The organism is Streptococcus sp. WM07 (assembly GCF_004570525.1).
GTDB lineage: Bacteria > Bacillota > Bacilli > Lactobacillales > Streptococcaceae > Streptococcus.
The window spans coordinates 1-25,772 of the sequence record NZ_SPPZ01000023.1; the positions used below are offsets into that span (position 1 = coordinate 1).

Here is a 25,772-nt window from a genome sequence, read left to right on the forward strand (position 1 = left end):
GACTTCGAACGAGAATGCGAGTAATCATCTGGAAACAGTGGAAAAAGAAGTCACGTCGCCTTTGGGGCTTACTGAAACTCGGAGTTCCTAGGTGGATAGCAGATAAGGTGTCAGGTTGGGGTGACCACTACCAACTAGTAGCACAAAAGTCAGTATTAAAGAGAGCAATATCAAAACCAGTCCTCGACAAACGAGGACTGGTCAGCTGTCTTGATTACTACTTAAAACGACATGCGTTAAAAGTTAATTGAACCGCCGTGTGCCGAACGGCACGCACGGTGGTGTGAGAGGGACTATCCATTAGTCCCTACTCGATTTTTCTGTAGAAGATTTGTGACGACCTGTTGGTCCCCGGGATACGGGATTTTTTCTCCTTGGATAATTTGGAAGGCATCCGCACCTTTACCAGCGATGATAATGGCATCTTTGTTGCTATAGTTTTTTTCTAAAAGGTATTGGATAGCAGCTTCTCTGTCTGGGATAATGGTTACTGTTCTGTGGATATAGGAAGCAATTTCTTGGGAAATAGCTTTGGGATCTTCATAGTTCGGGTCATCCGCAGTTAGAACGACGTCTAGGTCGGGATAATCGTTAAGGAGGATTCCGAAGTCTTTGCGACGACTTTCTCCTTTATTACCAGTTGCACCTAGAATCAAGGCGAGTTTTCCTTTTTGATAGTGGGCCACTGTATCGATTAGTTTCTTTAGACTATCACCATTGTGAGCATAGTCGATAAAAATTTTTGCTCCAGAAGGATGGGGAAGAACTTCCATGCGTCCGTCTACCTTTGTGTTGGCAATACCAGCTTTAATGGCAGTAGGACTTGCTCCGAGTTGATGGCAGGCTAGGGCTGCTGCCAAGGCATTCTCTTGATTAAAATCGCCAATTAATTGAATGTCGTATTCGTCTGCCAGCTCTCCGGTAACTTGGAAATTGAAGGCTGAAGCATTTTGAATAGTATTTGGACTTCCCAGACCATAGGTAGTATGAGGAAAATCTGCGATGGAATCGAGAAGAAAGTCAATATGATCCATTTGCTGGTTTAAAATTAGGAACCGGCTATTGGCTAACAACTGACGTTTGTGGTAGAAATAGTCCTCATAGCTGGGATGTTCAATGGGACCTATGTGATCGGGACTGATATTTAAGAAGACACCGACATCAAAAGTGAGACCGTAGACTCGTTTCACCAGATAAGCCTGGCTTGAAACTTCCATGATGAAGTGTGTTCGTCCTTGTTCGACAGCTTGAGCCATCATGGCGAAGAGGTCTAGGCTTTCTGGAGTCGTTAATTGCGATTTAAAGAAATTGTGACCGTCTAGCGTTGAATTCATGGTTGAAAGCATGGCTGGCTTCCATTCCTCTTGAAGAATATTGAAAGCAAAATAAGCAGCTGTTGTTTTGCCCTTGGTTCCTGTAAAGGCTAATAGTTTCAATTTGTTCTGAGGATTTTGGTAAAATTCCATGGCAATCAGGCTCATGGCTTGTTTGATGTCGTTGACGAGAATCACAGGGATAGAGACTTGATAGTCTACTTCACTGACATAGTAGCGTAGGCCTTGCTGAATGGCTGATTCTAAGTACTCTGCTTTGAACTGCTGGCCTTTTGCAAAGAAAAGGGTTTGTTCAGAAGTTTTACGACTATCGTAGCTTAGTTGCTGAAAAGTCCAGTCTTCTCCCTGGTAGTGGTACTTATCTTGGTTGATAATAGCACGGAAATTATGATCCTCTTTGAGGATTTGTAATGCGGTTTCAAGTTTCATCATAGCCTTATTGTAACCCTTCTGTGAAGCTTTTACAAGTCAAATGCCATTGGCTTTTTTTGCTAAAATCTTGGAGGGATAGCACCTTCGTGCTATAATGGTACTAGAATTTTCGAACATTTTTAAAGGGGATTAGAATGAATGACCAACAATCGCGGCAGCAAGAGTTGATGCTGAAGGGAGCAGCCTGGATGACTGCTAGTAACCTCATTAGTCGCTTGCTTGGTGCTCTCTATATTATTCCGTGGTACGGGTGGATGGGGAGTCACGCGGCCGAGGCCAATGGCCTCTTTACGATGGGGTACAATATCTATGCTTGGTTTCTTTTGATTTCAACTGCAGGCTTACCAGTAGCTATTTCCAAGCAGATAGCCAAATACAATACAATGGGGCAGGAGGAGAAATCTTTCGCTCTGATTCATCGTTTTTTAAAATTGATGTTGATTCTTGGGGTGGCTTTTGCAGTAGTGATGTATTTAGCAGCTCCCTTGTTTGCATCAGGCTCTGGGGTTGGTTCGGAGTTAACGCCAGTCATGCAGATTCTAGCCTGGGCGGTGCTGATTTTCCCTGCTATGAGTATTATACGGGGGGTCTTCCAGGGCTATAACAATATGCGTCCTTATGCCATGAGCCAGATTGCAGAGCAGGTTGCCAGGGTGATTTGGATGTTGGTTGCCACCTTCCTGATCATGCAGTTAGGGAATCAAGACTATATTGCGGCGGTTACCCAGTCTACCTTTGCAGCCTTTGTTGGGATGATTGCCTCTGTGGCATTATTGATTTTTGCTTTAAATCAAGAAGGGCTGCTTCGTCCTATTTTGGCTGCTTCTAGCCAAGAGTTAGAAGGAGGGAGCCAACTGGTAATTGAAACGCTGAAAGAAGCCATTCCCTTTATTATTACAGGATCGGCCATTCAGCTTTTTCAAATTATTGACCAAAATACCTTTATCAATGTGTCACGATGGTTTGCCAATACCTCGAAGACAGACTTACTGGTTCTCTTTTCTTATTTTTCAGCGAATCCGAATAAGGTGAGTATGATTTTGATTGCGGTGGCATCTTCAGTAGGAGGAGTTGGGATACCGCTTTTGACAGAGAATTTTGTGAAAAAAGATCTAGGTGCTGCTGCTAAGTTGGTGATTGATAACCTTAGTTTACTACTGACTTTTCTCATTCCAGCAACTCTAGGTTCTCTTTTGATGGGGCGTGCGCTATACACCTTTTTCTACGGTCAGCCTCAAGGGCAGTCTCTCGAATTGTTCGTATGGGCAATGTCTTTCACACTGCTATTGGGACTGTATACGGTTTTGGCGCCAATGATTCAAGCTCTTTATGAGAATCGTTTGGCTATGCTTTATTTCCTATATGGTCTTGGTGTCAAATTACTGTTACAAATCCCTTTTATCTGGATGTTTGCTTCCTATGGTCCCCTTTTGTCCACAGGATTTGCCTTGATTTTACCTTGCATTCTGATGTACCGTAAAATCCATGAGGTTACCCGTCTCAATCATAAACGACTGATGAAGAGAGTAGTCCTCATTAGTCTTATGACTGTGATAATGGCCATGGTCACGAGTTTAAGTCAGTTTCTCCTTTCGCTTGTGATTGGGGTCGACAGTCGTCTAGGAAGTTTGGTTCATTTAGCAGTTGTTGGTGGGATTTCAGTCTATGTCTATGCCTGGATGGCTTTAAAGACCAATCATTTGGATCGGGTCATGGGTCCCCAAGCGAATCGTTTACGCAGATTATTACGAATATCATAAGAAGGGGAGCAGATGAACTCTATTTCAACTGAAAGAGTTCGTCTGCTTATTCCCTTCTTTTTTAATAATTTTATTTGCTTTGAAAAGCTTTTCAAGAAGGTCTGTGATATAATGGAAAAAATTAAGAAAAGAGGAACCAAGCATGTCTAAAGTTCAAGTCATTGCACATCCGTTGATTCAGCACAAGTTGTCCATTCTTCGCCGGACGGATACTTCTACAAAAGCTTTCCGTGAGTTGGTTGATGAAATTGCAATGTTGATGGGGTATGAAGTTCTCCGTGATCTTCCGCTTGAGGATGTCGAAATCGAGACACCGATTACCAAGACGGTTCAGAAGCAATTGGCAGGGAAAAAGTTGGCTATTGTACCGATTTTACGGGCAGGTATCGGCATGGTAGATGGACTTTTGAGTTTGGTTCCGGCGGCCAAGGTTGGGCACATTGGAATGTACCGGGATGAAGAGACCTTGCAACCAGTGGAATACTTGGTAAAACTTCCAGAAGATATTGATCAAAGGCGGATTTTTGTGGTAGATCCGATGTTAGCGACAGGTGGATCAGCTATCTTGGCTATTGATTCTTTGAAAAAACGTGGAGCAAGTAATATTACCTTTGTCTGCTTGGTTGCTGCACCTGAAGGGGTTGCTGCTCTTGAAGAAGCACATCCTGAAGTTCCAATCTTTACTGCAGCTTTGGATGAACGTCTGAATGAACACGGTTATATTGTTCCTGGTCTTGGAGATGCGGGAGATCGGCTCTTTGGTACGAAATAAGAGGCTAAAAGTTGACCTTTACTGACCATTTGGGTATAATGAGTTCATTCTAGTAAAGAAGGAGAATACAGAATGATTCCTGTAGTTATTGAACAAACGAGTCGTGGTGAGCGTTCTTATGATATTTACTCACGTCTTTTGAAGGATCGGATTATTATGCTAACGGGTCCAGTTGAAGATAATATGGCTAACTCTGTTATCGCCCAATTGCTGTTCCTGGATGCACAAGATTCAACGAAGGATATTTACCTTTATGTGAATACACCAGGTGGATCTGTTTCTGCTGGTCTGGCTATCGTTGATACCATGAACTTTATTAAAGCAGATGTTCAGACCATTGTCATGGGGATGGCAGCTAGCATGGGAACTATTATTGCTTCCAGTGGTGCTAAGGGCAAACGCTTTATGCTACCACATGCGGAATACATGATTCACCAACCAATGGGAGGTACTGGTGGCGGTACGCAACAAACAGATATGGCGATTGCTGCTGAACACTTGCTTAAAACTCGCTATACCTTAGAAAAAATCTTGGCAGATAATTCTGGTAAACCAGTGGAGCAAATTCACAAAGATGCGGAACGTGATTATTGGATGAGTGCAGAAGAAACACTTGAATATGGTTTTATTGATGAAATCATGGCCAATAATCAATTACCACAGGCTTAATAATAAGAGATGTAAGCGGGAAAGAGTTCACTGACGTTGAGAGTGAGTGAATCTTTCTGCCTTCCATCGATAATAAGCTCAGATAAGAATGACCACTTATGATTTTGAGGCTGGAGCATTGGCTCCAGTCTCTTTCTTGTTACTGGACTGGTTTTTACAGGGTTCTTATGGTAGAATGTTCCTAAGAAAGGGTAAGGAGTGGTTATGGAAACAAGAGTTCAACGCCGGGCATTATATGTTTATCTTTATTACAACCGGGATCGGCGGAAGTTGTTTCCTTATGGGGATATTACCTACCATTCGCGACGGATGCGGTATGTTCAACTGTTTGTCCAAGCGGATCAGGCAGGGGATATTCGGGCGCAGTTGGAACATGAATCTTTTGTTAGAGAGGTTAAAACCAGTCATTTGGTAGATTTACCACTTACTTACCAAGGTATCGATTTAGCAGGTTTAGAAAGCGGAGATTGATTTTCCGCTTTTTTATTTTCGAAAGAAAATATATTGAAAATTTTCCTGCAAAAAATAATGAAAAAATCTCAAACTTGTATTGACAATTTTCTGACAATTCTATATATTAGACTCTATAAAAAAAGAGGAGTGGTTTTATGAAACGTAAAACATTAGTGGCCACAATCCTGATGGCCTCTATGACATTTTTGGCAGCCTGTACCCAGATACCGGTTGCAGACGGTTCCAAAGCCAAAGGGACAGAAATTGGAGAAACCATTAAAGTCGGTTTTAACTTTGAAAATACCGGTTCCGTAGCGGCATATGGATCCGTTGAACAAAAAGGTGCCCTGTTGGCTGTTGAGGAAATCAATCAGGCCGGTGGTATTGATGGGAAGCAAATTGAGGTTATTTCTAAAGATAATAAATCTGAAACTCAAGAAGCAGCATCTGTATCCACGAACTTGGCTATTCAGCAGCAAGTGAATGCGATTGTCGGACCGGCGACGTCTGGTGCAACAGCAGCTGCAATTCCGAAAGCAACAATTGCAGGTGTGCCCGTGATTTCACCAAGTGCTACCCAGGATGGTTTGACAGCTGGACAGGATTTCTTGTTTGTTGGGACATTCCAAGATAGTTACCAAGGTCGGATCATCGCCAAGTATGTTGCAGATAATTTAAATGCTAAAAAAGTTGCCTTGTTTACAGATAACTCAAGTGATTACGCAAAAGGAATCGCAAAATCCTTTAAGGGAGCTTACAAGGGAGATATTGTGATTGAGGAAACCTTCATTGCAGGGGATACTGATTTCCAAGCAGCTCTGACGAAAATGAAGGGGCAAGACTTTGATGCAATGGTTCTTCCAGGTTACTACACGGAGGCCGGTAAGATCGTCAACCAGATGCGTGGGATGGGACTGAACCAGCCTGTTGTTGGCGGAGATGGTTTGAATTCAGAAGAGTTTGTTCAACAGGCAACTGCGGAAAAAGCAAATGACATTTACTTTGTGTCTGGCTTTTCTTCAACTGTTAAAACCAATGAAGAAGCAGAGTCCTTTAAAAAAGCTTATAAAAAGCGTTTTAATGAGGAACCAAGTACTTTTTCAGCTCTAGCTTATGATTCAATGAAGATGATGGCTAAGGCTATGGAAGGAGCAGAAAACTCGATTCAAATTCGTGATAACCTCACAAAAGTGAAGGATTACGAAGGAGTAACTGGTAAAACTAGTTTTGACGCCGACCACAATACGACAAAATCAGCCTTTATGATGACCATGCAGAATGGTAAGGTTGAAGAAGCGGTGTCGGTTCAACCAGACTAAGTCGTTTAGGAGATTATTTAGAATGATACTACAGCAATTATTGAACGGGCTGATTTTGGGAAGTATTTATGCTCTTCTTGCCTTGGGTTACACCATGGTATATGGGATTATTCGCTTGATCAACTTTGCCCACGGTGATGTTTATATGATGGGGGCCTTTATGGGGTATTTCCTCATTAATAACCTACACTTGAATTTTTTCGTGGCTCTTTTGTTGGCCATGGCTGGGACGGCAGCTTTAGGGGTTTTAATTGAATTTTTAGCTTATCGTCCTCTTCGTCAATCGACTCGGATTGCAGCCTTGATTACTGCAATTGGGGTATCCTTCCTCTTGGAATACGGAATGGTTTTCTTTTTTGGCGCGAATCCACGTCCTTTTCCACAGGTTATTGACACTATTCGTTATGAATTAGGACCTGTTTCTATTACGAATATTCAATTATTGATTTTAGGAGTTTCTATCCTCTTGATGGTGGTGCTTCAACTGATTGTTAAGAAAACCAAGATGGGGAAAGCCATGAGGGCTGTTTCCGTGGATAGTGATGCGGCTCAATTGATGGGGATTAACGTAAATCGCACCATTAGCTTCACCTTTGCACTTGGATCTGCACTTGCAGGGGCAGCGGGTGTCCTCATCGCTCTTTACTATAACTCCTTGGAGCCTTTGATGGGGATGACACCTGGTCTTAAATCGTTCGTTGCGGCTGTTTTAGGAGGAATTGGAATTATTCCTGGTGCAGCTTTAGGTGGATTTGTTATCGGGGTTCTTGAAACTGCGGCAACAGCACTTGGATTCTCTGATTTCCGTGATGCGATTGTGTATGGAGTATTGATTCTGATTCTCCTAGTTCGTCCAAGTGGTATTCTTGGTAAAAATGTGAAGGAGAAGGTATAGTCATGCAAAAAAATCTAAAGGAAAACTTGATTTGGGCAGGGCTGCTAGTTGCCGGCTATGCCTTGCTTACACTTTTAGTAGAAATGAATGTTCTCAATCTCTACTATCAAATGATCTTACAGCAAATTGGAATTAATATTATTTTGGCTGTAGGGCTTAACCTAATTGTTGGTTTCTCGGGCCAGTTCTCTTTGGGACACGCTGGTTTTATGGCCATTGGAGCTTATGCAACAGCTATTATTGGTAAACAATTGCCAACCTACGGCGGTTTCCTTGTTTCGGTCCTAGGGGGAATGATTGTTGCGGGGCTTGTGGCTCTTTTAGTTGGAATTCCAACCCTTCGTTTGAAAGGGGATTATCTAGCGATTGCTACGCTTGGAGTTGCTGAAATTATCCGTATTATGATTGTCAATGGTGGTGAGGTGACCAACGGTGCAGCGGGGCTTTTGGGAATTCCTGCCTTTACTACTTGGCAAATGGTTTACATCTTGGCTGCATTGACAACGATTGTGACCTTGAACTATTTGAGAAGTCCGATTGGTCGCCAAACTCTTGCGGTTCGTGAGGATGAGATTGCGGCGGAATCTGTTGGAATCAATACAACTAAAATTAAGGTAATGGCCTTTGTTTTTGGAGCGATTACTGCAAGTATCGCAGGCTCACTTCATGCGGGATTTGTTGGGTCGGTTGTCCCTAAAGACTTTGCTTTCACGAATTCCATCAATATTTTGATCATTGTTGTATTTGGTGGTTTGGGTTCTATGACTGGAACGATTGTAGCAGCAGTTGTTTTAGGTATCCTCAATATGTTGCTTCAAGACGTTGCAAGTATTCGGATGATTGTTTACTCACTAGCCCTTATCTTGGTTATGATTTTCCGTCCAGGTGGTTTGTTGGGAACTTGGGAATTTAGTTTGAAGGATCTTTTGTCAAAATCAAAAAAGGAGGTTAAGTCCTAATGGCATTATTAGAAGTTAAACACTTAACAAAACATTTCGGCGGTTTAACGGCTGTTGGGGATGTAACCTTGGAGTTGGACAAGGGAGAATTGGTAGGTCTGATTGGTCCAAATGGAGCCGGTAAATCCACTCTTTTCAATCTTTTGACCGGTGTCTACGAGCCGAGTGAAGGAACTATTACTTTAGATGGAAATGAGCTCAATGGTAAAGAGACTTACACGATTGCGGGTCTCGGTCTTGGTCGTACCTTCCAGAATATCCGTCTATTCAAAGATTTGACGGTCCTTGATAACGTTCTTATCGCTTTTGGTAATCACCAAAACCCACATGTCTTTGCCAGTCTCTTCCGCCTTCCTCTATACTATAAAAAGGAAGAAGAGTACAAAGAAAAAGCTATGGATCTCTTGAAAATATTCTCTTTGGAAGAATATGCAGATACCTTGGCTAAAAATTTGGCTTACGGGCAGCAACGACTCTTGGAAATTGTCCGAGCTTTGGCGACCGAGCCTAAAATCCTCTTCTTGGATGAGCCAGCTGCAGGGATGAACCCTCAAGAAACAGCTGAATTGACGGCTTTGATTCGTAGAATTAAAGAAGAGTTTAATATTACAGTGATGTTGATTGAGCACGATATGAGTTTGGTTATGGAAGTAACGGAACGAATCTATGTTTTGGAATATGGCCGCTTGATTGCTCATGGAACACCTGAAGAAATTCGCACCAACAAGCGTGTTATTGAAGCTTACTTGGGAGGAGAAGCCTAATGTCAATGTTACAAGTTGAAAATCTATCCATTCATTATGGAATGATCGAAGCGGTCCATGATGTCAGCTTTGAAGTGGCAGAGGGGGAAGTTGTATCCTTGATTGGAGCCAATGGTGCTGGTAAAACCAGTATCCTTCGAACCATTTCAGGTTTGGTACGTCCAAGCCAAGGACGGATTCTATTTCAAGGTCAGGAAATTCAAAAGCAGCCTGCACAAAATATTGTAGCTTCTGGTTTGTCTCAAGTACCAGAAGGCCGTCATGTTTTCCCAGGTCTAAGTGTTATGGAAAACCTTGAAATGGGAGCCTTTCTGAAGAAAAATCGAGAAGAAAATGCTCGAAATCTCAAGAAAATTTTTGAGCGTTTCCCACGTTTGGAAGAACGTAAAGGTCAGGATGCTGCAACCCTTTCTGGAGGAGAGCAACAGATGTTGGCCATGGGGCGGGCTCTGATGTCAACTCCTAAACTTCTACTTTTAGATGAACCATCCATGGGATTGGCTCCAATTTTCATTAATGAAATCTTTGAAATCATTAAAGACATCCAAGCTCAAGGCACAACCGTTCTTTTAATTGAGCAAAATGCCAATAAGGCGCTTGCCATTTCAAATCGAGGTTATGTTTTGGAAAATGGTAAAATAGTATTATCTGGTACAGGTCAAGAACTTCTAACTTCAGAAGAAGTCCGTAAGGCCTACCTTGGTGGTTAATGATTGAGAGAAAGGAAAAAACATGGCTGTTAAAGAATTTATGACAAAACGAGTGGTCTTTATTGATCCAGATACATCCATTGCCCATGCGGCGGACTTGATGCGGGAACAAAATCTCCACCGCCTGCCAGTTATGGATAATGGTAAATTGGTCGGATTGGTAACAGAGGGTACAATTGCGGAAGCTACACCGTCTAAGGCGACGACTCTGTCCATTTATGAAATGAATTATCTTCTCAATAAGACAAAAGTTAAAGATGTGATGGTGCGTGATGTCTTTACCTTGGATGAAGATGCCAGCTTAGAAGATGCGGTCTATTTGATGTTTAAACACAAGGTCGGGATTCTTCCAGTTATGAAGGGGGAAGAGCTCCGAGGGGTCATTACTGACCGTGATATTTTTAAAGCCTTTCTAGAGGTAACTGGATATGGTGCACCAGGTACTCGTATACGAGTACAGACAACCAACCAAGTTGGTGTTTTGGAACGTGCTGTTCATGCAGTTGTGGAACGGAATTTAAATATCGATAATGTCGTGAATATTCCAAATTCAGATGGTTCTGTAACTATTGAGTTGCAATTGGAGGGACAGACAGACCACGACCAACTACGAGAAGAACTTGAAAAGCAAGGCCTTCAAGTGGATTATATTCATGAAACTCAGGCAAAGGCCTTCTAAAATATAAGAAAACTCCTAGAGAAGCGATAGGTCCTTGTGGCTTATGCTCCTAGGAGTTTTTACTTTGTTAGTGTCAAATCTCACGAAAACAGGTATAATAGTTACTAAGAAAAGGGGGAACAATGAAACAAGGATTTTTAGTGTCTATTGAAGGACCAGATGGCTCTGGAAAGTCAACCTTAATTCAAGAATTGGCCAGCTATTATTCAGAGCAAGGTCGAGAAGTAGTGGCTACCAGGGAACCAGGTGGTGCTCGGATAGCGGAACAAATTCGGCAAATTTTATTGAACCCTGAGCATGCTGAGATGGAAGAAAAAACAGAGCTGTTATTGTATATTGCTAGTCGTCGGCAGCATCTGGTTGAAAAGGTTTTGCCAGCCCTAGAGCGTGGTGCTCTTGTCTTGATGGATCGCTTTGTTGACTCTTCTGTTGCTTACCAAGGTTATGGACGAGGTTTGGATTTGGAAGCTATTCACTGGTTAAATCAGTTTGCAACAGATGGGAAGAAACCAGATCTAACCTTATTACTAGATTTACCAGCTGCGGAAGGTTTGGCTCGTATTCAGGCAACCCGTTCGAATGATGTCGATCGACTGGATCAGGAAGGATTGTCTTGGCATGAGCGTGTACGAGAGGGTTATCTTCACTTACTGGAGGAAGAACCAAATCGTTTTGTGAAGGTTGATGCCAGTCAGGATTTTCCGACAGTTTTGGAACAAGCTTTGACCTGTATACATGAGAAATTCGGCATATGAGTTCTCTATACCAAGGTTTGCAAGAATCTCAAGCGAATTTATTGCATCGTTTTCAGAAAATTATTCAAGCCAATAAGCTCAGCCATGCCTATTTGTTTGCAGGTGGCAAAGAAACTTTTGATATGGCCTTGTATTTGACTCAGTCTATTTATTGTGAGAAGAGGATAGATGGACTTCCTTGTGGACACTGTCGCTCTTGTAAATTGGTTGCAGCGCAAGCATTTCCTGATTTACATGTAGTGAGCCCTGCTAATCGAGTGATTCGTACAGACCAGATTAAAAGTCTGCTGGAGCAGGCTTCTCAGTCGGGCTTGGAGAGCACGCATCAGGTTTTTATTTTTCAAGATGCCGATATGATGCATGTTAATGGTGCCAATGCTTTACTGAAGTCTATGGAGGAGCCAACAGGTCAGCAACATTTCTTTTTCCTCACGAAAGCTTCAGAAAAAATTCTGCCCACTATCCAAAGCCGAAGTCAGTATGTGTATTTTCCGGATCTTGGTCAAGTTCTAGTGGCAGAATTTGAATCTCAGGGACTTTTGAAAACGCAAGCCCAGTTTTTAAACACCTTGCTTCAAGGAAATGTTAGAATGCTAGACACAGTAGGTCAAGGCTGGATGTTGGAAATGGAAGTCCAGCTTGCAGCTTGGTTGCAGCTGTTCCTTAAAGGGAATGTGAAAGCTTTTCCGGCTTTGGCAGCTTTAGTTGCGCAAGCAGACGATCGCGATAAGCAAAGTTTATTCTTGGATATACTAGAAATTCAGCTAGGCCAGAAAGTGGAGGTAGGAAAACGTTGGATTCTTTTAAAAGATTTGATGGAAGCACGAACAACCTGGCAAGCAAATGTTCCTCTTTTAATGAGCTTGGAACGATTTCTTTTAAAGAATTTGTAAATTGAAATGAAGGAGGAGCCTTTTGGAAAAAAAAGATATTTTAGTCACCCTTGATAACTTCAGCAATCACTTGATTCGAACCCTTAATGACTTAGAATCTATGAAGCTTGCAGTAAGGGAAGCCATCGAGGAAAATACCCTCCTCCGTTTAGAAAATGAAAAACTTCGGGAACGATTGAGTCAGATGGAGACGGAAACTCCTGTTAAGACTCCTAACCAACGAGAAGGTTTGAATCGCATTTATTTAGATGGTTTCCATGTCTGCACTTATTCTTATGGACAACAACGAGAAGGTGAATGCGTCTTTTGTGATGAATTATTGAATAGAGGTTAGCTGTGCATATTCAAAGAAGTTTTAAAGAAGTATCAGAGTTTGGAACTCTCTATTTGGTGGGAACTCCGATCGGAAATATGGAGGATATTTCTTTTCGAGCGCTAAAAATTTTAGAATCGGTTGCTGCGATTGCTGCAGAGGATACGCGAGTAACAGGGGCTTTATTGAAGCATTTTGAGATTCAGAAACGCTTGATTTCTTTCCATGAACACAATGCTCAAAGTCGAATCCCAGAACTGTTGGAGTTACTCGCTCAGGGACAAGACCTAGCACAGGTTTCAGATGCAGGACTTCCAAGTATTTCAGATCCTGGACAGGACTTGGTTAAGGCAGTTATCGAGCAAGGCTATACCGTTGTCCCCATTCCAGGTCCATCTGCAGGTATTACCGGTTTGATTGCAAGCGGACTTGTACCTCAACCTCATATTTTTTATGGATTTTTGCCTCGCAAAGCTAGTCAACAGAAGAGCTTTTTGGAATCCAAATGTCAGTATCCGGAAACCCAAATTTTTTATGAATCACCCTATCGTTTATCTGCTACTTTAGAACAAATTTTAACGGTTTATGGTAATCGAGAGATTGTCTTGATTCGTGAATTAACGAAGATTTACGAAGAGTTTCGCAGGGGGAGAGTTCAAGAAGTTCTAGATTCATTGACCACTGATCCTGTAAAAGGAGAGTGTTTGTTAATTGTGGCGGGCTATCAAGAACAAGACCAACCAGCTCAGAATATGGAAGAGGTTTTAGAGCTCTTGAAACAAAGAGTTGCTCAAGGCCAACGCCTAAAAACAGCTAGCCAAGAATTGGCGAAAGATACAGGTTTTAAAGCAAAAGAGCTCTACCGTGCTTATCATCAAGAAGAAAAGGAAGAACAATAAATGAATATTGATTATTACGGTCACCCCCGTTGCACAACGAGTAAGGCAGCTGAAAAAGAATTGAAATCCTTGGGAATTGACATGCGTTTCATAGACTTGACACAAGAAGCACCTAGTCCTAGTCAACTGGAAAGTTGGATGGAAGAGGGAGACTGGCCTGTGAAGGCATTTTTCAATACGAGTGGTATCAAATACCGGGAACTAGGTTTAAAAGATAAGGTGCCTACCATGACTGTGGCAGAGGCTGCGCAACTGTTGGCGACGGATGGAATGCTGATCAAGCGCCCTCTATTAGTAAGAGATGGGACACTTCTTCAAATTGGTTATCGGACTCCTTATGCAGATTTAAAACTCTAGGATTAGATTATGACAGATTATCTTTCTGTGGGGACCCTGACCAAGTACCTAAAGCGTAAATTTGACAAGGATCCTTATCTGGAGCGTGTTTTTTTGACCGGGCAAGTTTCCAATTTTCGAGCACGCCCTAACCATCAATATTTTTCCCTCAAGGATGATCAGGCAGTTATCCAAGCGACGATGTGGTCTGGAGTTTACCAAAAATTGCCATTTACCCTGGAGGAAGGGCAACAGATCAATGTTGTGGGGCGGGTACAATTATACGCTCCCAACGGTTCCTATTCGATTTTGATTGAACGGGCAGAGCCAGCTGGCGTAGGCGAATTAGCTCTTCGATTTGAGCAATTGAAAAAAGAATTAACAGCAGCAGGTTTCTTTAAAGCCGAGCATAAGCAAGCTCTACCTCATTTCAATCGGAAGATTGGAGTTGTTACTAGTCAGAGTGGGGCAGTCATCCAAGATATTATTACGACGGTGAATCGTCGTTTTCCAGGTTTAAGTATTCGACTCTATCCAGCCAAGGTTCAGGGGGAGGGAGCAGCTTCTGAAATTGCCGCACAAATTCAGCGGGCAAATCTCGATGAAGATTTAGATGTTTTAATTGTTGGTCGTGGCGGAGGCTCCATGGAGGATCTATGGGCTTTTAATGAGGAGATTGTGGTTCGGGCTATTTTTGAATCTCGTTTGCCTGTTATTTCTAGTGTTGGTCATGAGACAGATATGACTTTAGCTGATTTTGTAGCAGATCAACGGGCAGCGACTCCGACGGCTGCTGCAGAGTTAGCAACGCCCTACACCAAGGCGGATTATTTTTTAGCTCTCGAACGTAGTCAATTAAGACTTAAACAATTGGTGGATCAACAATTGAAAGCCAAGCGAGACCGTTTGGAAGTTCTGGCTAAATCTATTATTTTTAGACAACCAGAGAGGCTTTATGATTCTTATGTACAAAAATTGGATCAACTGGATCTTCAACTCAAGCAAGTTGTGGAGAAAGAGCTTCAACGGAAGCAACATCAGAGTCAGCTTCTTTACCAGTCACTGATTCGTCAGAATCCAACTCCAAGACTGGAAAGAAACAGGGATCAACTGTCACGCTTGGAGAAAGATTTACAACGAGTGATGAGGGATTATTTAAGCAAAGCACAACAGCGTTATCAAGTAGCGAGTGATGCTCTATCCCAACTGGAATTAAGGCAAATTCTCCAACGAGGGTATGCCCTGGTAAAAAAAGACGATGCAATTGTATCGCATAGCAAGCAGGTTCAAAGTGGTGATTCCCTGACCATTGAACTTCAGGATGGTCATTTAGAAGTAGAGGTAAAGCATGTCCAAAACACAGACATTTGAAGAAAAAATGCAGGAGTTGGAGCTCCTGGTCAAACGCCTGGAGCAAGGAGAAGTTCCCCTTGAAGAAGCTTTAAAAGAATTTCAACTGGGGATGACATTGAGTCAGGAACTTCAAAAGACCTTGCAAGAGGCTGAAAAAACTATGGTGACCATTATGGGCGCTAATGGTCAAGAAACGGAAATGGAAGCATGAACAAACAGTTACAAGTTTTGGAAGAAGTTCTCCAAGATTTTTATCGGCCTACCAGTCCAGATCCTCAATTGGTAGAGGGGATTCTTTATTCTATTCAAGCAGGTGGCAAGCGAATTCGCCCCTTGCTTTTGTTAGATTTGTTGGAGGGCTTTGGTCTTACGGTCACACGAGAGCACCTGAAGGTTGCGGCTGCTCTGGAAATGATTCATACGGGGAGTCTTATTCACGACGACCTTCCAGCAATGGATGATGACGATTACCGTCGGGGGCACTTGACGAATCATAAAAAGTTCGGGGAAGCTCCAGCTATTTTAGCGGGAGATAGTTTGTTCCTAGATGCCTTTGCGATGTTAGCACAAGCAGAGTTGCCTGCTGCTCAACTGGTAGAACTGACCAAAGCTTTATCACTAGCCTCTGGTACCTTTGGAATGGTAGGGGGGCAAAGTTTAGATATGCACTCAGAGGGTAAGACCCTAGCGATTGAAGAATTGCAACGGATTCATCAAAATAAGACAGGACGTCTACTGTATTTTCCATTTTTGGCTGCCAGTGTGCTACTAAATTTAGATGCGGAGAGCACAGTCATTTTGGAATCACTGGGAAAAAATCTAGGCTTGGCCTTTCAAGTGCGTGATGATATTTTAGATGTTACGGCCAGTTTCCAAGAGCTGGGAAAAACACCCAATAAAGATGAGAAGGCACAAAAAGCCACTTATCCAGCTATTTTTGGTCTGGAGGAATCTAAGAAAATTTTGGCCAGACTTCTTGATGACATCCGAAGCCAGCTGACAGCCTTGGAAGCGAAAGGGTTCCAAGGGTTTGTTTTGAAAGAAAGGATAGAAGGATTAGCCATTGGTAGCTAAAGAAAGAGTAGATGTGTTGGCCTTTCATCAAGGCCTATTTGAAACCAGGGAACAAGCTAAAAGGGGTGTTATGGCAGGTCTAGTTATACATGAATTGACTGGCCATCGCTATGATAAACCAGGGGAAAAGATTTCAGACGATACACCTTTAAAAGTGAAGGGAGAGACCCTGCCTTATGTGAGTCGTGGTGGTTTGAAATTAGCCAAGGCTTTAGAAGTATTTGCCATTGATTTAGCGGGTCGGATGACCCTTGATATTGGAGCCTCTACAGGAGGTTTTACGGATGTTATGCTACAGGCGGATGCCCAACAAGTGTACGCGGTTGATGTGGGAACCAACCAATTGGCATGGAAATTACGACAGGATCCGCGTGTCATTAGCCGAGAGCAATACAATTTCCGTTACGCCAATCCTGAAGATTTTCAACCCCAGCCAAGTTTTGCCTCGATTGATGTCAGTTTTATTTCCCTAAGTTTGATTTTGCCAAGTTTAGCAGCGATTTTAGAAGATCAGGGTCAAGTTGTAGCCCTAGTCAAGCCGCAGTTTGAGGCAGGTCGGGAAGCTATTGGGAAAAAAGGGATTGTTAAGGATGCTCGGGTTCATGAAGAGGTCTTGATCAAGACCATGAATATGGCCCAAGGTTTGGGCTTTGGGAGTCATGGCCTAGACTTTTCACCTATTACTGGTGGACAGGGAAATATTGAATTTTTGCTCTACTTAAAACTGGATGGAGGACAAGCTCTTCCGCTTGAACAAATAAAGGAGATAGTGAGGAAGGCCCATGAGACATTCTAACGCTGATAAGGGGCAGAGACAGACTCTTATTCGAGAATTGATCCAAAGCCAGTCTATTCGTGGTCAGAAACAAATCACCGATTACTTGGAGTCAAAAGGGATTGTTGCGACACAAGCAACTGTTTCACGGGATTTAAGAGAGATGGGGGTTGTTAAGGGAGAAGATGCTTCCTATCAATTTCAACCGACGGGAAAAAAATCTCCTATTTTAGAAGTCGCCCGACAGGAAGGGATGATTTCTCTTCGGGTTATTCCAGGTCAGGCTCTGTTGCTAAAAAAGGAAATCTGGAATCGCTTTTCCCATGAACTCTTCTCGATTTTGTCAGATGATGATACTGTCTTACTCATTCTAAAAAAGGGAATCGACCCAAGTCGTCTCCAAAATGCCTTAGAAAAGTGGTAATCCTATGTTATTAGAAATCTCGATTAAAAATTTTGCCATCATTGAAGAAATTACCTTAAATTTTGATAAAGGGATGACGGTCTTAACAGGTGAGACGGGGGCTGGTAAATCGATTATTATTGATGCCATGAATATGATGTTAGGAAGCAGAGCTACAACGGAAGTGATCCGGCATGGTATGCCCAAAGCTGAGATTCAAGGTCTTTTTTCCTTGGAGAAACCAGAACTACTCCAAGAAATTTTGGAAGATCAAGGAATTGAAGTTGGCGATGACCTCATTATCCGTCGAGAAATTTTTCAGAATGGCCGTAGTGTCAGTCGGATTAATGGGCAAATGGTTAATCTGTCTGTCTTGAGAGCGGTTGGTCAGCACTTGGTAGATATTCATGGTCAGCATGACCAAGAAGAGCTCATGCGTGCGCAATGGCATGGCCGCCTATTAGATGAATTTGGAGATGAGGCTTTCCGGAAACTGAAGGCTGATTACGCCCATAGTTTTGAACGTTACCGGAGTTTGCGAAAGCAATTAGTCAAACAGCAGAATCAGGAAGCTGAACATAGTGCTCGAATTGAAATGTTGGAGTTTCAATTAGCAGAGATCGAAGGGGCTGCCTTAAAATCTGGAGAAGATGAGAGTCTTCAACAGGAAAGAGAACAGCTGCTGAATCATAAGTTGATTGCCGATACTCTGACTTCTGCTTTTCATCTTTTGGATGATGAGGAGCAATCTTCTTTATCTAAAATTCGTTCAGCCTTAGGAGATTTGGAGAGTCTAGAAGATTACCATTCTCTTTATAAGGAAATGGCAGAGCAGGTTGCTGAAGCCTATTATGCTTTGGAAGATGCGACGCGACGTTTGGAGGACCACCTATCTTCACTAGATTTTGATGCGAACCGGCTTCTCCATATTGAAAGCCGATTAGATGTGATTTATTCGATTAGTCGGAAGTACGGGGGAAGCGTTCAAGAAGTTTTACAGTATTTTGAGAAAATTTCTCAAGAATACCAGCTGCTGACGGGAAATCAGATTTCTTCTGAGGATTTAACAAAAAAATTAAAAGAAGAAGAAAAGGTTTTGGTCAGCTTAGCCCAAGAACTTAGTCAAGCTCGACACCGATTAGCTCAGCAGCTAGAGGAAGAGATTCAAATAGAACTTCAAGATTTATACATGGACAAGGCTCGCTTTCAAGTTCATTTCAGTAAGGGGAAATTTAGCCGAGATGGGAATGAGCAGATTGAATTCTACATTTCAACGAACCCAGGCGAGGATTTCAAGCCTCTTGTTAAGGTAGCCAGTGGAGGCGAGCTATCACGACTGATGTTGGCTATTAAATCTGCCTTTTCTCGAAAAGAGGGTAAGACCAGTATTGTTTTCGATGAAGTCGATACAGGAGTCTCTGGTCGTGTTGCCCAAGCCATTGCCCAGAAGATTCATAAGATTGGTCAAAATGGGCAAGTTCTTGCTATCTCGCACTTGCCACAAGTCATCGCTATAGCCGATTATCAATTTTTTATTGAAAAAATCTCAGATGAGGTGTCAACTGTATCCCGTGTTCGTTTATTAGAGCAGGAGGAACGGGTTCAAGAGATTGCTCGAATGTTGGCGGGTGAAGAGTTAACAGAATCGGCCATTAATCAGGCTCGGGAACTCTTACAAAAACATTGAGGTTTGGGTGTGAAATCTGTTATAATAGGACAAAATGACTGTTAAGAAGTAGGTAAATATGACAAAAATTGCTGTAGTGACAGATTCATCTGTCACCATTGAAGATGAATTAGTCCAAAAATATGGAATTGAAGTGATTCCTCTGTCGGTTATGGTTGATGGAATTTTGTATTCAGATGCAGATTTAAAAGAAGGTGAATTCTTGAACCTCATGAAATCTAGCAAGAATTTGCCGAAGACTAGTCAGCCGCCGGTTGGAGTTTTTGCGGATGTTTATGGAAAATTGGCCAAAGACTATGACCAGATTGTCTCAATCCATATGTCACATGCTCTCTCTGGGACGGTAGAGGCTGCTAGGCAGGGGGTAAGTTTATCGGGGGCGAAGGTTCATGTTGTAGACTCATCCTTTACGGATCAAGCTCAGAAATTTCAGGTTGTAGCAGCTGCCCGAATGGCTCAAGAAGGTGCCACACTAGATGAAATTCTGAAAGAAGTCGATCGTGTTCGAGAAAACACAGAACTGTATATTGGAGTTTCCACCTTGGAGAATCTTGTTAAGGGAGGCCGGATTGGACGTGTATCTGGATTAATTTCTTCTCTTCTCAATATTCGTGTTGTTATGGAAATGGTGAATCATGAGCTCCGTCCAATTGTGAAAGGACGAGGTGCAAAGACTTTCAAAAAATGGTTGAATGAATTGAAAGAGGGACTAGAAGGACGGGAGATTGCTGAAATTGGTATTTCCTATGCGGGTAAATCTGATTTTGCCCAAGAAATGAAAGCTCAATTACAGCCTTTCCTTGAAGCTCCTATTTCGGTCTTAGAGACAGGTTCCATTATCCAAACCCATACAGGTGAAGATGCTTGGGCTATCCTGATTCACTACCTTTAAACGAGGCTCAAATTTACGGAATAAAAGGCAGAGAGGGACTTTTTTTACTTGCTTTTCTAATTATTTTGAGTTATGATATGTACTGTTAGAAAATTAATGGAGGATTCTTACGAATGGCTAACAAACAAGATTTGATTGCTAAGGTTGCTGAAGCAACAGAATTGACTAAGAAAGATGCTGCAGTTGCGGTTGATGCAGTATTTGCAGCTGTAACAGATTACCTTTCAAAAGGTGAAAAAGTTCAATTGATTGGTTTTGGTAACTTTGAAGTTCGTGAGCGTGCTGCCCGTAAAGGTCGCAACCCACAAACTGGTAAAGAGATTACAATCGCAGCTTCAAAAGTTCCAGCATTCAAAGCTGGTAAAGCTCTTAAGGACGCTGTTAAATAATAATGCAAGGAAAGTCCACCGTAATAAGCATACGGTGGATTTTTTGATTAGAACTATTGTAGATTTTCTGAAAATTAAAATTTTCTTTGAAGGTGGAAGCGATTTCTAATTTCACCTACTAACCTTACCAAAGCAAGTAAAATTTTGGTATAATAGCACTAGTTTAAGTGTTAGGAGTTGCCATGGAAACATTAAAGGAGCAAGCAGGTATTTACGCGGCTAGCTATGTGCAAAGCGGTATGGTCGTTGGTTTGGGAACTGGGTCAACAGCCTATTATTTTGTCCAAGAATTGGGACGTCGTGTTCAAGAAGAGGGTCTGGAAATTGTGGGAGTGACGACTTCTCACCGGACTGCTGAACAGGCCAAAAGCTTGGGAATTCCCCTCAAATCGATTGATGAGGTGGAGCAAGTTGATGTGACAGTTGATGGTGCAGATGAAGTTGATCCAGCTTTAAATGGAATCAAAGGAGGCGGCGGTGCTCTTTTGATGGAGAAGGTTGTGGCGCTTCCGACGAAGGAATATATCTGGGTAGTGGATGAATCTAAATTGGTTCAGCACTTAGGAGCTTTTCCCCTTCCGGTTGAGGTGGTGCGTTATGGTGCCCAACAAGTTTTCCGTCGTTTTGAGCAAGCAGGCTATAAACCGCAATTTCGTATGGATGGCGATCAGTATTATCGAACGGATATGGAAAATTATATTATTGATTTGCAGTTAGGTCAGATTGCAGATCCTCTAGCCTTAGCTCAGGAATTGGATCAACTGGTTGGTGTTGTAGAGCACGGTCTCTTTAATCAGATGGTTGAGCGTGTGATTGTGGCGGGCCAAGATGGCATACAGGAATTGACAGCGAAATAGGAGTAGTAAGATGTCAAAATTTGAGCGTATTCACGTTGTTGTCATGGATTCAGTTGGAATCGGGGAAGCACCTGATGCAGCGAACTTCTTTAATGCAGGAGAACCAGATACTGGGTCTGATACGTTAGGTCATATTTCGGAAACAGTTGGTTTACAGGTTCCCCATATGGAAGAAATGGGCTTGGGAAATATCCAACGTCCAGAGCCTTTGAAGACAGTAGCTGCGACTGAGAAGCCAACAGGTTATGTGACGAAACTAGAAGAGCAATCTCTAGGAAAAGATACCATGACCGGTCATTGGGAATTGATGGGGTTACACATTACAGAACCTTTTGATACTTTCTGGGATGGTTTCCCTGAGGATTTGCTCCAAAAAATTGAAGAATTTTCGGGTCGTAAGATTATTCGTGAAGCCAATAAGCCTTATTCAGGTACAGCTGTGATTGATGACTTCGGGCCACGTCAGATGGAAACGGGTGAGTTGATTGTCTATACATCTGCGGATCCTGTTTTACAGATTGCAGCGCATGAAGACATCATTCCATTGGAAGAACTCTACCGAATCTGTGAATATGCGCGTTCCATCACTCTTGAGCGCCCAACGCTCTTGGGACGGATTATTGCCCGTCCTTATGTGGGGGAACCAGGTCATTTTACTCGGACAGCCAATCGCCATGACTATGCTGTTTCTCCATTTTCTCCAACCGTATTGGACAACTTGAAAGAAGCTGGAGTTCCAACATATGCAGTTGGAAAAATCAATGATATTTTTAATGGTTCCGGAATTTCTAATGATGTTGGTCACAATCAATCCAATGAGCATGGGGTTGATCAGTTGGTTGAGACATTGAAGAATCCTGAATTTACAAAAGGACTATCCTTCACGAACTTGGTAGACTTTGATGCCCTCTTTGGTCATCGCCGTGATCCAGAAGGTTATCGCGATTCCTTGCAAGAGTTTGATGCGCGTATTCCTGAAATTATTGCTAACATGGGAGACAAGGATCTTCTCATGATTACCGCAGACCATGGGAATGATCCGACCTTTGTGGGAACTGACCATACCCGTGAATATGTTCCTCTCTTGCTCTTTAGTAAGAGCCTAGAAGATAGCGGTCATATTGAAGTTGGTCATTTTGCGGACGTAGCCGCAACTATTGCAGATAACTTTGGCGTGAAGCCATCCATGATTGGATCTAGTTTTTTGGATCAATTAAAATAAGGAGAGTCATAGAATGACATTGATGGATAAGATTAAAGAGACAGCTGCTTTTCTACAGGACAAGGGAATCTCAGCCCCTGAATTTGGGTTGATTCTGGGTTCAGGTTTGGGTGAATTGGCAGAAGAAGTAGAGAATGCCATTGTTGTTGACTATGCAGAAATTCCAAACTGGGGTCAGTCCACAGTTGTCGGACACGCAGGCAAGCTAGTCTACGGGGACTTGGCAGGCCGTAAAGTTTTAGCCCTGCAAGGACGTTTCCACTTTTATGAAGGAAATCCAATGGAAGTGGTGACTTTCCCAGTTCGTGTGATGAAGGCTCTTGGTGCTACAGGTATCATTGTAACCAATGCTGCGGGTGGAATTGAATTCGGACCAGGTTCTTTGATGCTGATTTCAGATCACATTAATATGACAGGCCAAAATCCCTTGATTGGGGAGAACTTAGAAGAGTTCGGTCCACGCTTCCCAGATATGTCAGATGCTTACACTGCCGCTTACCGTGCTCAAGCTCGGAAGGTGGCAGCGGACTTGAATCTGGAACTTCAAGAAGGAGTCTATCTTGGAGTTACTGGTCCTACTTATGAAACACCGGCTGAAATTCGAGCTTATAAAACGATGGGGGCGAGTGCTGTCGGCATGTCGACTGTTCCAGAAGTGATTGTGGCTGCGCATTCCGGTATGAAGGTCTTGGGAATTTCAGCGATTACTAATTTCGCTGCAGGATTCCAGGCTGAACTCAATCATGAGGAAGTGGTAGAAGTGACCGAGCGGATCAAAGAAAATTTCAAATCTTTTGTAAAAGCGACTCTAGCGGAGTTGTAAGAGAGAAAAGAATTCGGGGGCGAGCTAGCTCGCTCTCTTTTTAAGGAGAACTTATGTCGATTCATATTGAAGCTAAAGCAGGCGAAATTGCTGATAAAATTTTGTTACCTGGAGATCCATTGCGAGCTAAATTTATTGCAGAGAACTTTTTAGAAGACGCAGTTCTCTTTAACCAAGTTCGCAATATGTTTGGGTATACTGGAACTTATAAAGGTCACCGTGTTAGTGTGATGGGGACAGGGATGGGAATGCCTTCCATTTCAATCTATGCGCGTGAATTAATTGTTGATTACGGAGTTAAAAAATTGATTCGTGTGGGTACCGCAGGCTCCCTATCTGGAGCTGTGCATGTGCGTGAGTTGGTTCTAGCTCAAGCAGCCGCAACGAATTCCAATATTATTCGGAACGACTGGCCGATGTATGACTTCCCACAAATTGCTAGTTTCAACCTGTTGGATAAGGCTTACCATATCGCTAAGGATATGGGCTTGACCACACACGTTGGCAGCGTCCTATCCTCGGATGTCTTTTATTCCAAGTTTTTCAAGGAAAACCTTGAACTCGGAAAACTTGGGGTCAAAGCTGTTGAAATGGAAGCCGCAGCTCTTTATTACTTGGCTGCACAACACAATGTTGAGGCTTTGGGAATTATGACAATTTCAGATAGCCTTGTAAACCCTGAAGAAGATACGACCGCAGAAGAACGCCAAAACACCTTTACCGATATGATGAAGGTTGGATTGGAAACTTTGATTGCTGAATAAGAAAGTGGAGCCTTGGGCTCCACTTTCTTAATAGGAGAAAAAATTGGAAAAAAATCAACTTGTAGAAGTAGAAATTGTAGATCTCAGTCATGAAGGACAGGGGATTGCCAAGGTAGACGGTCGTGTCTTTTTTGTAGACAACGCCCTTCCAGGAGAAGTAATTCGTATGCGAGTTCTCAAGGTTAACAAAAAAATAGGTTATGGAAAAGCGGAAGAGTGGCTAAAACTTTCACCTCATCGCAACCAGGAAACCAACCTCACCTATCTTCGGACGGGGATTGCAGATTTGGCCCATCTGAATTATGACCAGCAGTTGTTGTTCAAGCAAACCCAAGTGAAGCAAAATCTAAAGAAAATAGCAGGTTTAGAGAGTGTAGCTGTTGCACCAACACTTGCAGCAGATTCTCCACTGACCTACCGAAATAAGGCTGCCGTGCCGGTTCGCCGGGTCAAAGGACAACTAGAAAGCGGTTTTTTCAGAAAAAACTCTCATGACTTGATTCCTATTGAAGATTTTTACATTCAAGATAAAGAAATCGATGCACTGATTGTAGCGACCCGCAATCTTTTGAGACGCTTAGATTTAAAACCTTACGACGAGAAAGAGGGAACAGGCTTAATTCGCAATATCTTGGTGCGTCGTGCCCACTATACGGGTCAAATGATGTTGGTCTTGGTGACCACCCGACCTAAAGTCTTTCGGATTGAAGTCTTAGTTGACCAACTGACCAAGGAATTCCCAAATCTAGTGTCAATCCTTCAGAATATAAATGACCAAAAGACGAATGCTATTCTTGGCAAAGAATTTCGCCTACTTTATGGCACAGAAACCATCGTGGATCAGATGTTGGGAAATGAATTTGAAATCTCCGCCCAATCCTTCTACCAAGTTAACACTCCAATGGCTGAAAAACTCTACCAAGTTGCTATGGATATGGCTCAACTCAAGGATGATGACATCGCTATCGATGCTTATTCCGGCATTGGAACCATTGGACTCTCTCTAGCCAAACAAGTGAAGCATGTGTATGGAGTAGAAGTCATCCCTAAAGCCGTTGAGGATAGCCAAAAGAATGCCCAACGCAATCACATCAACAATGTGACCTATGTCTGTGACCAAGCAGAAACAGCCATGCAAAACTGGGTAGACCAAGGAATCCAACCAACAGTCATCTTTGTCGATCCACCCCGTAAAGGCCTCACCCCAAGCTTTATCGAAAGCAGCGCCCAAGTCCAACCCGACCGCATCGTCTACATCTCCTGTAACTCCGCCACCATGGCGCGTGATATCAAACACTACGAAGAACTCGGCTACAAACTAACCCAGATTCAACCAGTCGATTTGTTTCCGATGACCCATCATGTGGAGTGTGTAGTGTTGCTTCTACGAGATGATTTATTATTAGACTTCCTGCGAAACAAGGATATGATAAAATAGAAGCATGAATTATGAATCCAGTAAAAAACTTTCCGATTTACGCTTTAAACGCCTAGTTGGTGTTGAGAGAAGAACTTTTGACAAAATGCTAGAAATCTTGACAGTTGCTTATCAAGCCAAACACTCTAAAGGTGGTCGGACTCCAAAAATGAG

At 42.6% G+C, this 25,772-nt stretch carries 29 protein-coding genes and 2 pseudogenes; 30 read left to right on the forward strand and 1 reads right to left on the reverse strand.

From position 1 onward, the window contains the following. Nucleotides 1–251: pseudogene (locus E4T71_RS04180) on the forward strand (group II intron reverse transcriptase/maturase); the annotation flags it as partial. 42 nt (nt 252–293) lie between these two features. Here E4T71_RS04180 and E4T71_RS04185 read toward each other — a convergent pair. Next, on the reverse strand, nt 294–1,766 hold the full coding sequence (locus tag E4T71_RS04185) for a UDP-N-acetylmuramoyl-L-alanyl-D-glutamate--L-lysine ligase (RefSeq protein WP_135037262.1): 1,473 nt from the start codon (nt 1,764–1,766) through the stop codon (nt 294–296). A 134-nt stretch (nt 1,767–1,900) separates the two neighbouring features. Here E4T71_RS04185 and E4T71_RS04190 point away from each other — a divergent pair, with 134 nt between their 5' ends. From E4T71_RS04190 to E4T71_RS10210, 29 genes and pseudogenes are all read left to right on the forward strand, one after another. Then, a complete protein-coding gene (locus E4T71_RS04190) occupies nt 1,901–3,526 on the forward strand; it encodes a polysaccharide biosynthesis protein (protein WP_135037264.1) in 1,626 nt (541 codons plus the stop codon). A gap of 142 nt (nt 3,527–3,668) precedes the next feature. Continuing rightward, nucleotides 3,669–4,298, forward strand: coding sequence for a uracil phosphoribosyltransferase (upp, locus tag E4T71_RS04195; RefSeq protein WP_135037267.1), 630 nt, complete (start codon nt 3,669–3,671; stop codon nt 4,296–4,298). Between the two features lie 72 nt (nt 4,299–4,370). After that, entirely contained in the window at nt 4,371–4,967 is a 597-nt protein-coding gene (locus E4T71_RS04200) for an ATP-dependent Clp protease proteolytic subunit (protein ID WP_135037270.1), read from the forward strand. Nucleotides 4,968–5,171: 204 nt separating this feature from the next. Further along, nucleotides 5,172–5,438, forward strand: coding sequence for a DUF2129 domain-containing protein (locus E4T71_RS04205; protein ID WP_135037273.1), 267 nt, complete (start codon nt 5,172–5,174; stop codon nt 5,436–5,438). Between the two features lie 137 nt (nt 5,439–5,575). Continuing rightward, nucleotides 5,576–6,739: an ABC transporter substrate-binding protein gene (locus E4T71_RS04210; protein ID WP_135037276.1), complete on the forward strand. Its 1,164-nt coding sequence runs from the start codon at nt 5,576–5,578 to the stop codon at nt 6,737–6,739. A gap of 25 nt (nt 6,740–6,764) precedes the next feature. Further along, on the forward strand, nt 6,765–7,634 hold the full coding sequence (locus E4T71_RS04215; RefSeq protein ID WP_135037345.1) for a branched-chain amino acid ABC transporter permease: 870 nt from the start codon (nt 6,765–6,767) through the stop codon (nt 7,632–7,634). A 2-nt stretch (nt 7,635–7,636) separates the two neighbouring features. After that, complete coding sequence (locus E4T71_RS04220) at nt 7,637–8,593, forward strand: branched-chain amino acid ABC transporter permease (protein WP_135037279.1); 957 nt, start codon at nt 7,637–7,639, stop codon at nt 8,591–8,593. Then, nucleotides 8,593–9,357 carry an ABC transporter ATP-binding protein gene (locus E4T71_RS04225; protein ID WP_135037282.1) on the forward strand — a complete coding sequence of 255 codons (765 nt, stop codon included), beginning with the start codon at nt 8,593–8,595 and terminating at the stop codon, nt 9,355–9,357. The genes E4T71_RS04220 and E4T71_RS04225 overlap by 1 nt, the downstream gene beginning before the upstream one ends. Further along, entirely contained in the window at nt 9,357–10,067 is a 711-nt protein-coding gene (locus E4T71_RS04230) for an ABC transporter ATP-binding protein (protein ID WP_135037285.1), read from the forward strand. Before E4T71_RS04225 ends, E4T71_RS04230 begins: the two co-directional genes overlap by 1 nt. Nucleotides 10,068–10,089: 22 nt before the next feature. Next, nucleotides 10,090–10,746, forward strand: coding sequence for a CBS domain-containing protein (locus tag E4T71_RS04235; protein ID WP_135037287.1), 657 nt, complete (start codon nt 10,090–10,092; stop codon nt 10,744–10,746). 122 nt (nt 10,747–10,868) lie between these two features. After that, nucleotides 10,869–11,501, forward strand: coding sequence for a dTMP kinase (gene tmk / locus E4T71_RS04240; RefSeq protein ID WP_135037290.1), 633 nt, complete (start codon nt 10,869–10,871; stop codon nt 11,499–11,501). Continuing rightward, nucleotides 11,498–12,394, forward strand: coding sequence for a DNA polymerase III subunit delta' (locus E4T71_RS04245; RefSeq protein WP_135037293.1), 897 nt, complete (start codon nt 11,498–11,500; stop codon nt 12,392–12,394). The genes tmk and E4T71_RS04245 overlap by 4 nt, the downstream gene beginning before the upstream one ends. Before the next feature lie 22 nt (nt 12,395–12,416). Continuing rightward, entirely contained in the window at nt 12,417–12,728 is a 312-nt protein-coding gene (locus E4T71_RS04250) for an initiation control protein YabA (protein WP_135037296.1), read from the forward strand. Between the two features lie 2 nt (nt 12,729–12,730). Beyond that, nucleotides 12,731–13,606, forward strand: coding sequence for a 16S rRNA (cytidine(1402)-2'-O)-methyltransferase (gene rsmI, locus E4T71_RS04255; RefSeq protein ID WP_135037299.1), 876 nt, complete (start codon nt 12,731–12,733; stop codon nt 13,604–13,606). Beyond that, nucleotides 13,607–13,963 carry a Spx/MgsR family RNA polymerase-binding regulatory protein gene (locus tag E4T71_RS04260; RefSeq protein WP_135037303.1) on the forward strand — a complete coding sequence of 119 codons (357 nt, stop codon included), beginning with the start codon at nt 13,607–13,609 and terminating at the stop codon, nt 13,961–13,963. A 9-nt stretch (nt 13,964–13,972) separates the two neighbouring features. Beyond that, a complete protein-coding gene (xseA, locus tag E4T71_RS04265) occupies nt 13,973–15,313 on the forward strand; it encodes an exodeoxyribonuclease VII large subunit (RefSeq protein WP_135037306.1) in 1,341 nt (446 codons plus the stop codon). After that, nucleotides 15,291–15,506 carry an exodeoxyribonuclease VII small subunit gene (locus E4T71_RS04270; RefSeq protein ID WP_135037309.1) on the forward strand — a complete coding sequence of 72 codons (216 nt, stop codon included), beginning with the start codon at nt 15,291–15,293 and terminating at the stop codon, nt 15,504–15,506. Before xseA ends, E4T71_RS04270 begins: the two co-directional genes overlap by 23 nt. Further along, nucleotides 15,503–16,369, forward strand: a complete 867-nt coding sequence (locus tag E4T71_RS04275) for a polyprenyl synthetase family protein (protein ID WP_135037312.1) — start codon at nt 15,503–15,505, stop codon at nt 16,367–16,369. Before E4T71_RS04270 ends, E4T71_RS04275 begins: the two co-directional genes overlap by 4 nt. Next, entirely contained in the window at nt 16,359–17,165 is an 807-nt protein-coding gene (locus tag E4T71_RS04280) for a TlyA family RNA methyltransferase (protein WP_135037315.1), read from the forward strand. Before E4T71_RS04275 ends, E4T71_RS04280 begins: the two co-directional genes overlap by 11 nt. Beyond that, nucleotides 17,152–17,568 carry a hypothetical protein gene (locus tag E4T71_RS04285; protein ID WP_135037318.1) on the forward strand — a complete coding sequence of 139 codons (417 nt, stop codon included), beginning with the start codon at nt 17,152–17,154 and terminating at the stop codon, nt 17,566–17,568. The genes E4T71_RS04280 and E4T71_RS04285 overlap by 14 nt, the downstream gene beginning before the upstream one ends. A gap of 4 nt (nt 17,569–17,572) precedes the next feature. Next, nucleotides 17,573–19,234 carry a DNA repair protein RecN gene (gene recN, locus E4T71_RS04290; protein ID WP_135037321.1) on the forward strand — a complete coding sequence of 554 codons (1,662 nt, stop codon included), beginning with the start codon at nt 17,573–17,575 and terminating at the stop codon, nt 19,232–19,234. Nucleotides 19,235–19,292: 58 nt separating this feature from the next. After that, nucleotides 19,293–20,126, forward strand: a complete 834-nt coding sequence (locus E4T71_RS04295) for a DegV family protein (RefSeq protein WP_135037324.1) — start codon at nt 19,293–19,295, stop codon at nt 20,124–20,126. Nucleotides 20,127–20,239: 113 nt separating this feature from the next. Further along, nucleotides 20,240–20,515 (forward strand): HU family DNA-binding protein, encoded by a 276-nt coding sequence (locus tag E4T71_RS04300; RefSeq protein ID WP_135037327.1) that lies wholly within the window; start codon nt 20,240–20,242, stop codon nt 20,513–20,515. Between the two features lie 182 nt (nt 20,516–20,697). Then, nucleotides 20,698–21,372 carry a ribose-5-phosphate isomerase RpiA gene (gene rpiA / locus E4T71_RS04305; RefSeq protein ID WP_135037330.1) on the forward strand — a complete coding sequence of 225 codons (675 nt, stop codon included), beginning with the start codon at nt 20,698–20,700 and terminating at the stop codon, nt 21,370–21,372. 10 nt (nt 21,373–21,382) lie between these two features. Beyond that, on the forward strand, nt 21,383–22,594 hold the full coding sequence (locus tag E4T71_RS04310) for a phosphopentomutase (RefSeq protein ID WP_135037333.1): 1,212 nt from the start codon (nt 21,383–21,385) through the stop codon (nt 22,592–22,594). Between the two features lie 13 nt (nt 22,595–22,607). Continuing rightward, complete coding sequence (locus E4T71_RS04315) at nt 22,608–23,417, forward strand: purine-nucleoside phosphorylase (protein WP_135037336.1); 810 nt, start codon at nt 22,608–22,610, stop codon at nt 23,415–23,417. A gap of 53 nt (nt 23,418–23,470) precedes the next feature. Continuing rightward, nucleotides 23,471–24,181 (forward strand): purine-nucleoside phosphorylase, encoded by a 711-nt coding sequence (gene deoD, locus E4T71_RS04320; protein WP_135037339.1) that lies wholly within the window; start codon nt 23,471–23,473, stop codon nt 24,179–24,181. A 43-nt stretch (nt 24,182–24,224) separates the two neighbouring features. Continuing rightward, a complete protein-coding gene (gene rlmD / locus E4T71_RS04325) occupies nt 24,225–25,619 on the forward strand; it encodes a 23S rRNA (uracil(1939)-C(5))-methyltransferase RlmD (protein WP_135037342.1) in 1,395 nt (464 codons plus the stop codon). Between the two features lie 4 nt (nt 25,620–25,623). Further along, nucleotides 25,624–25,772, forward strand: a pseudogene (locus E4T71_RS10210) (IS5/IS1182 family transposase); the annotation flags it as partial.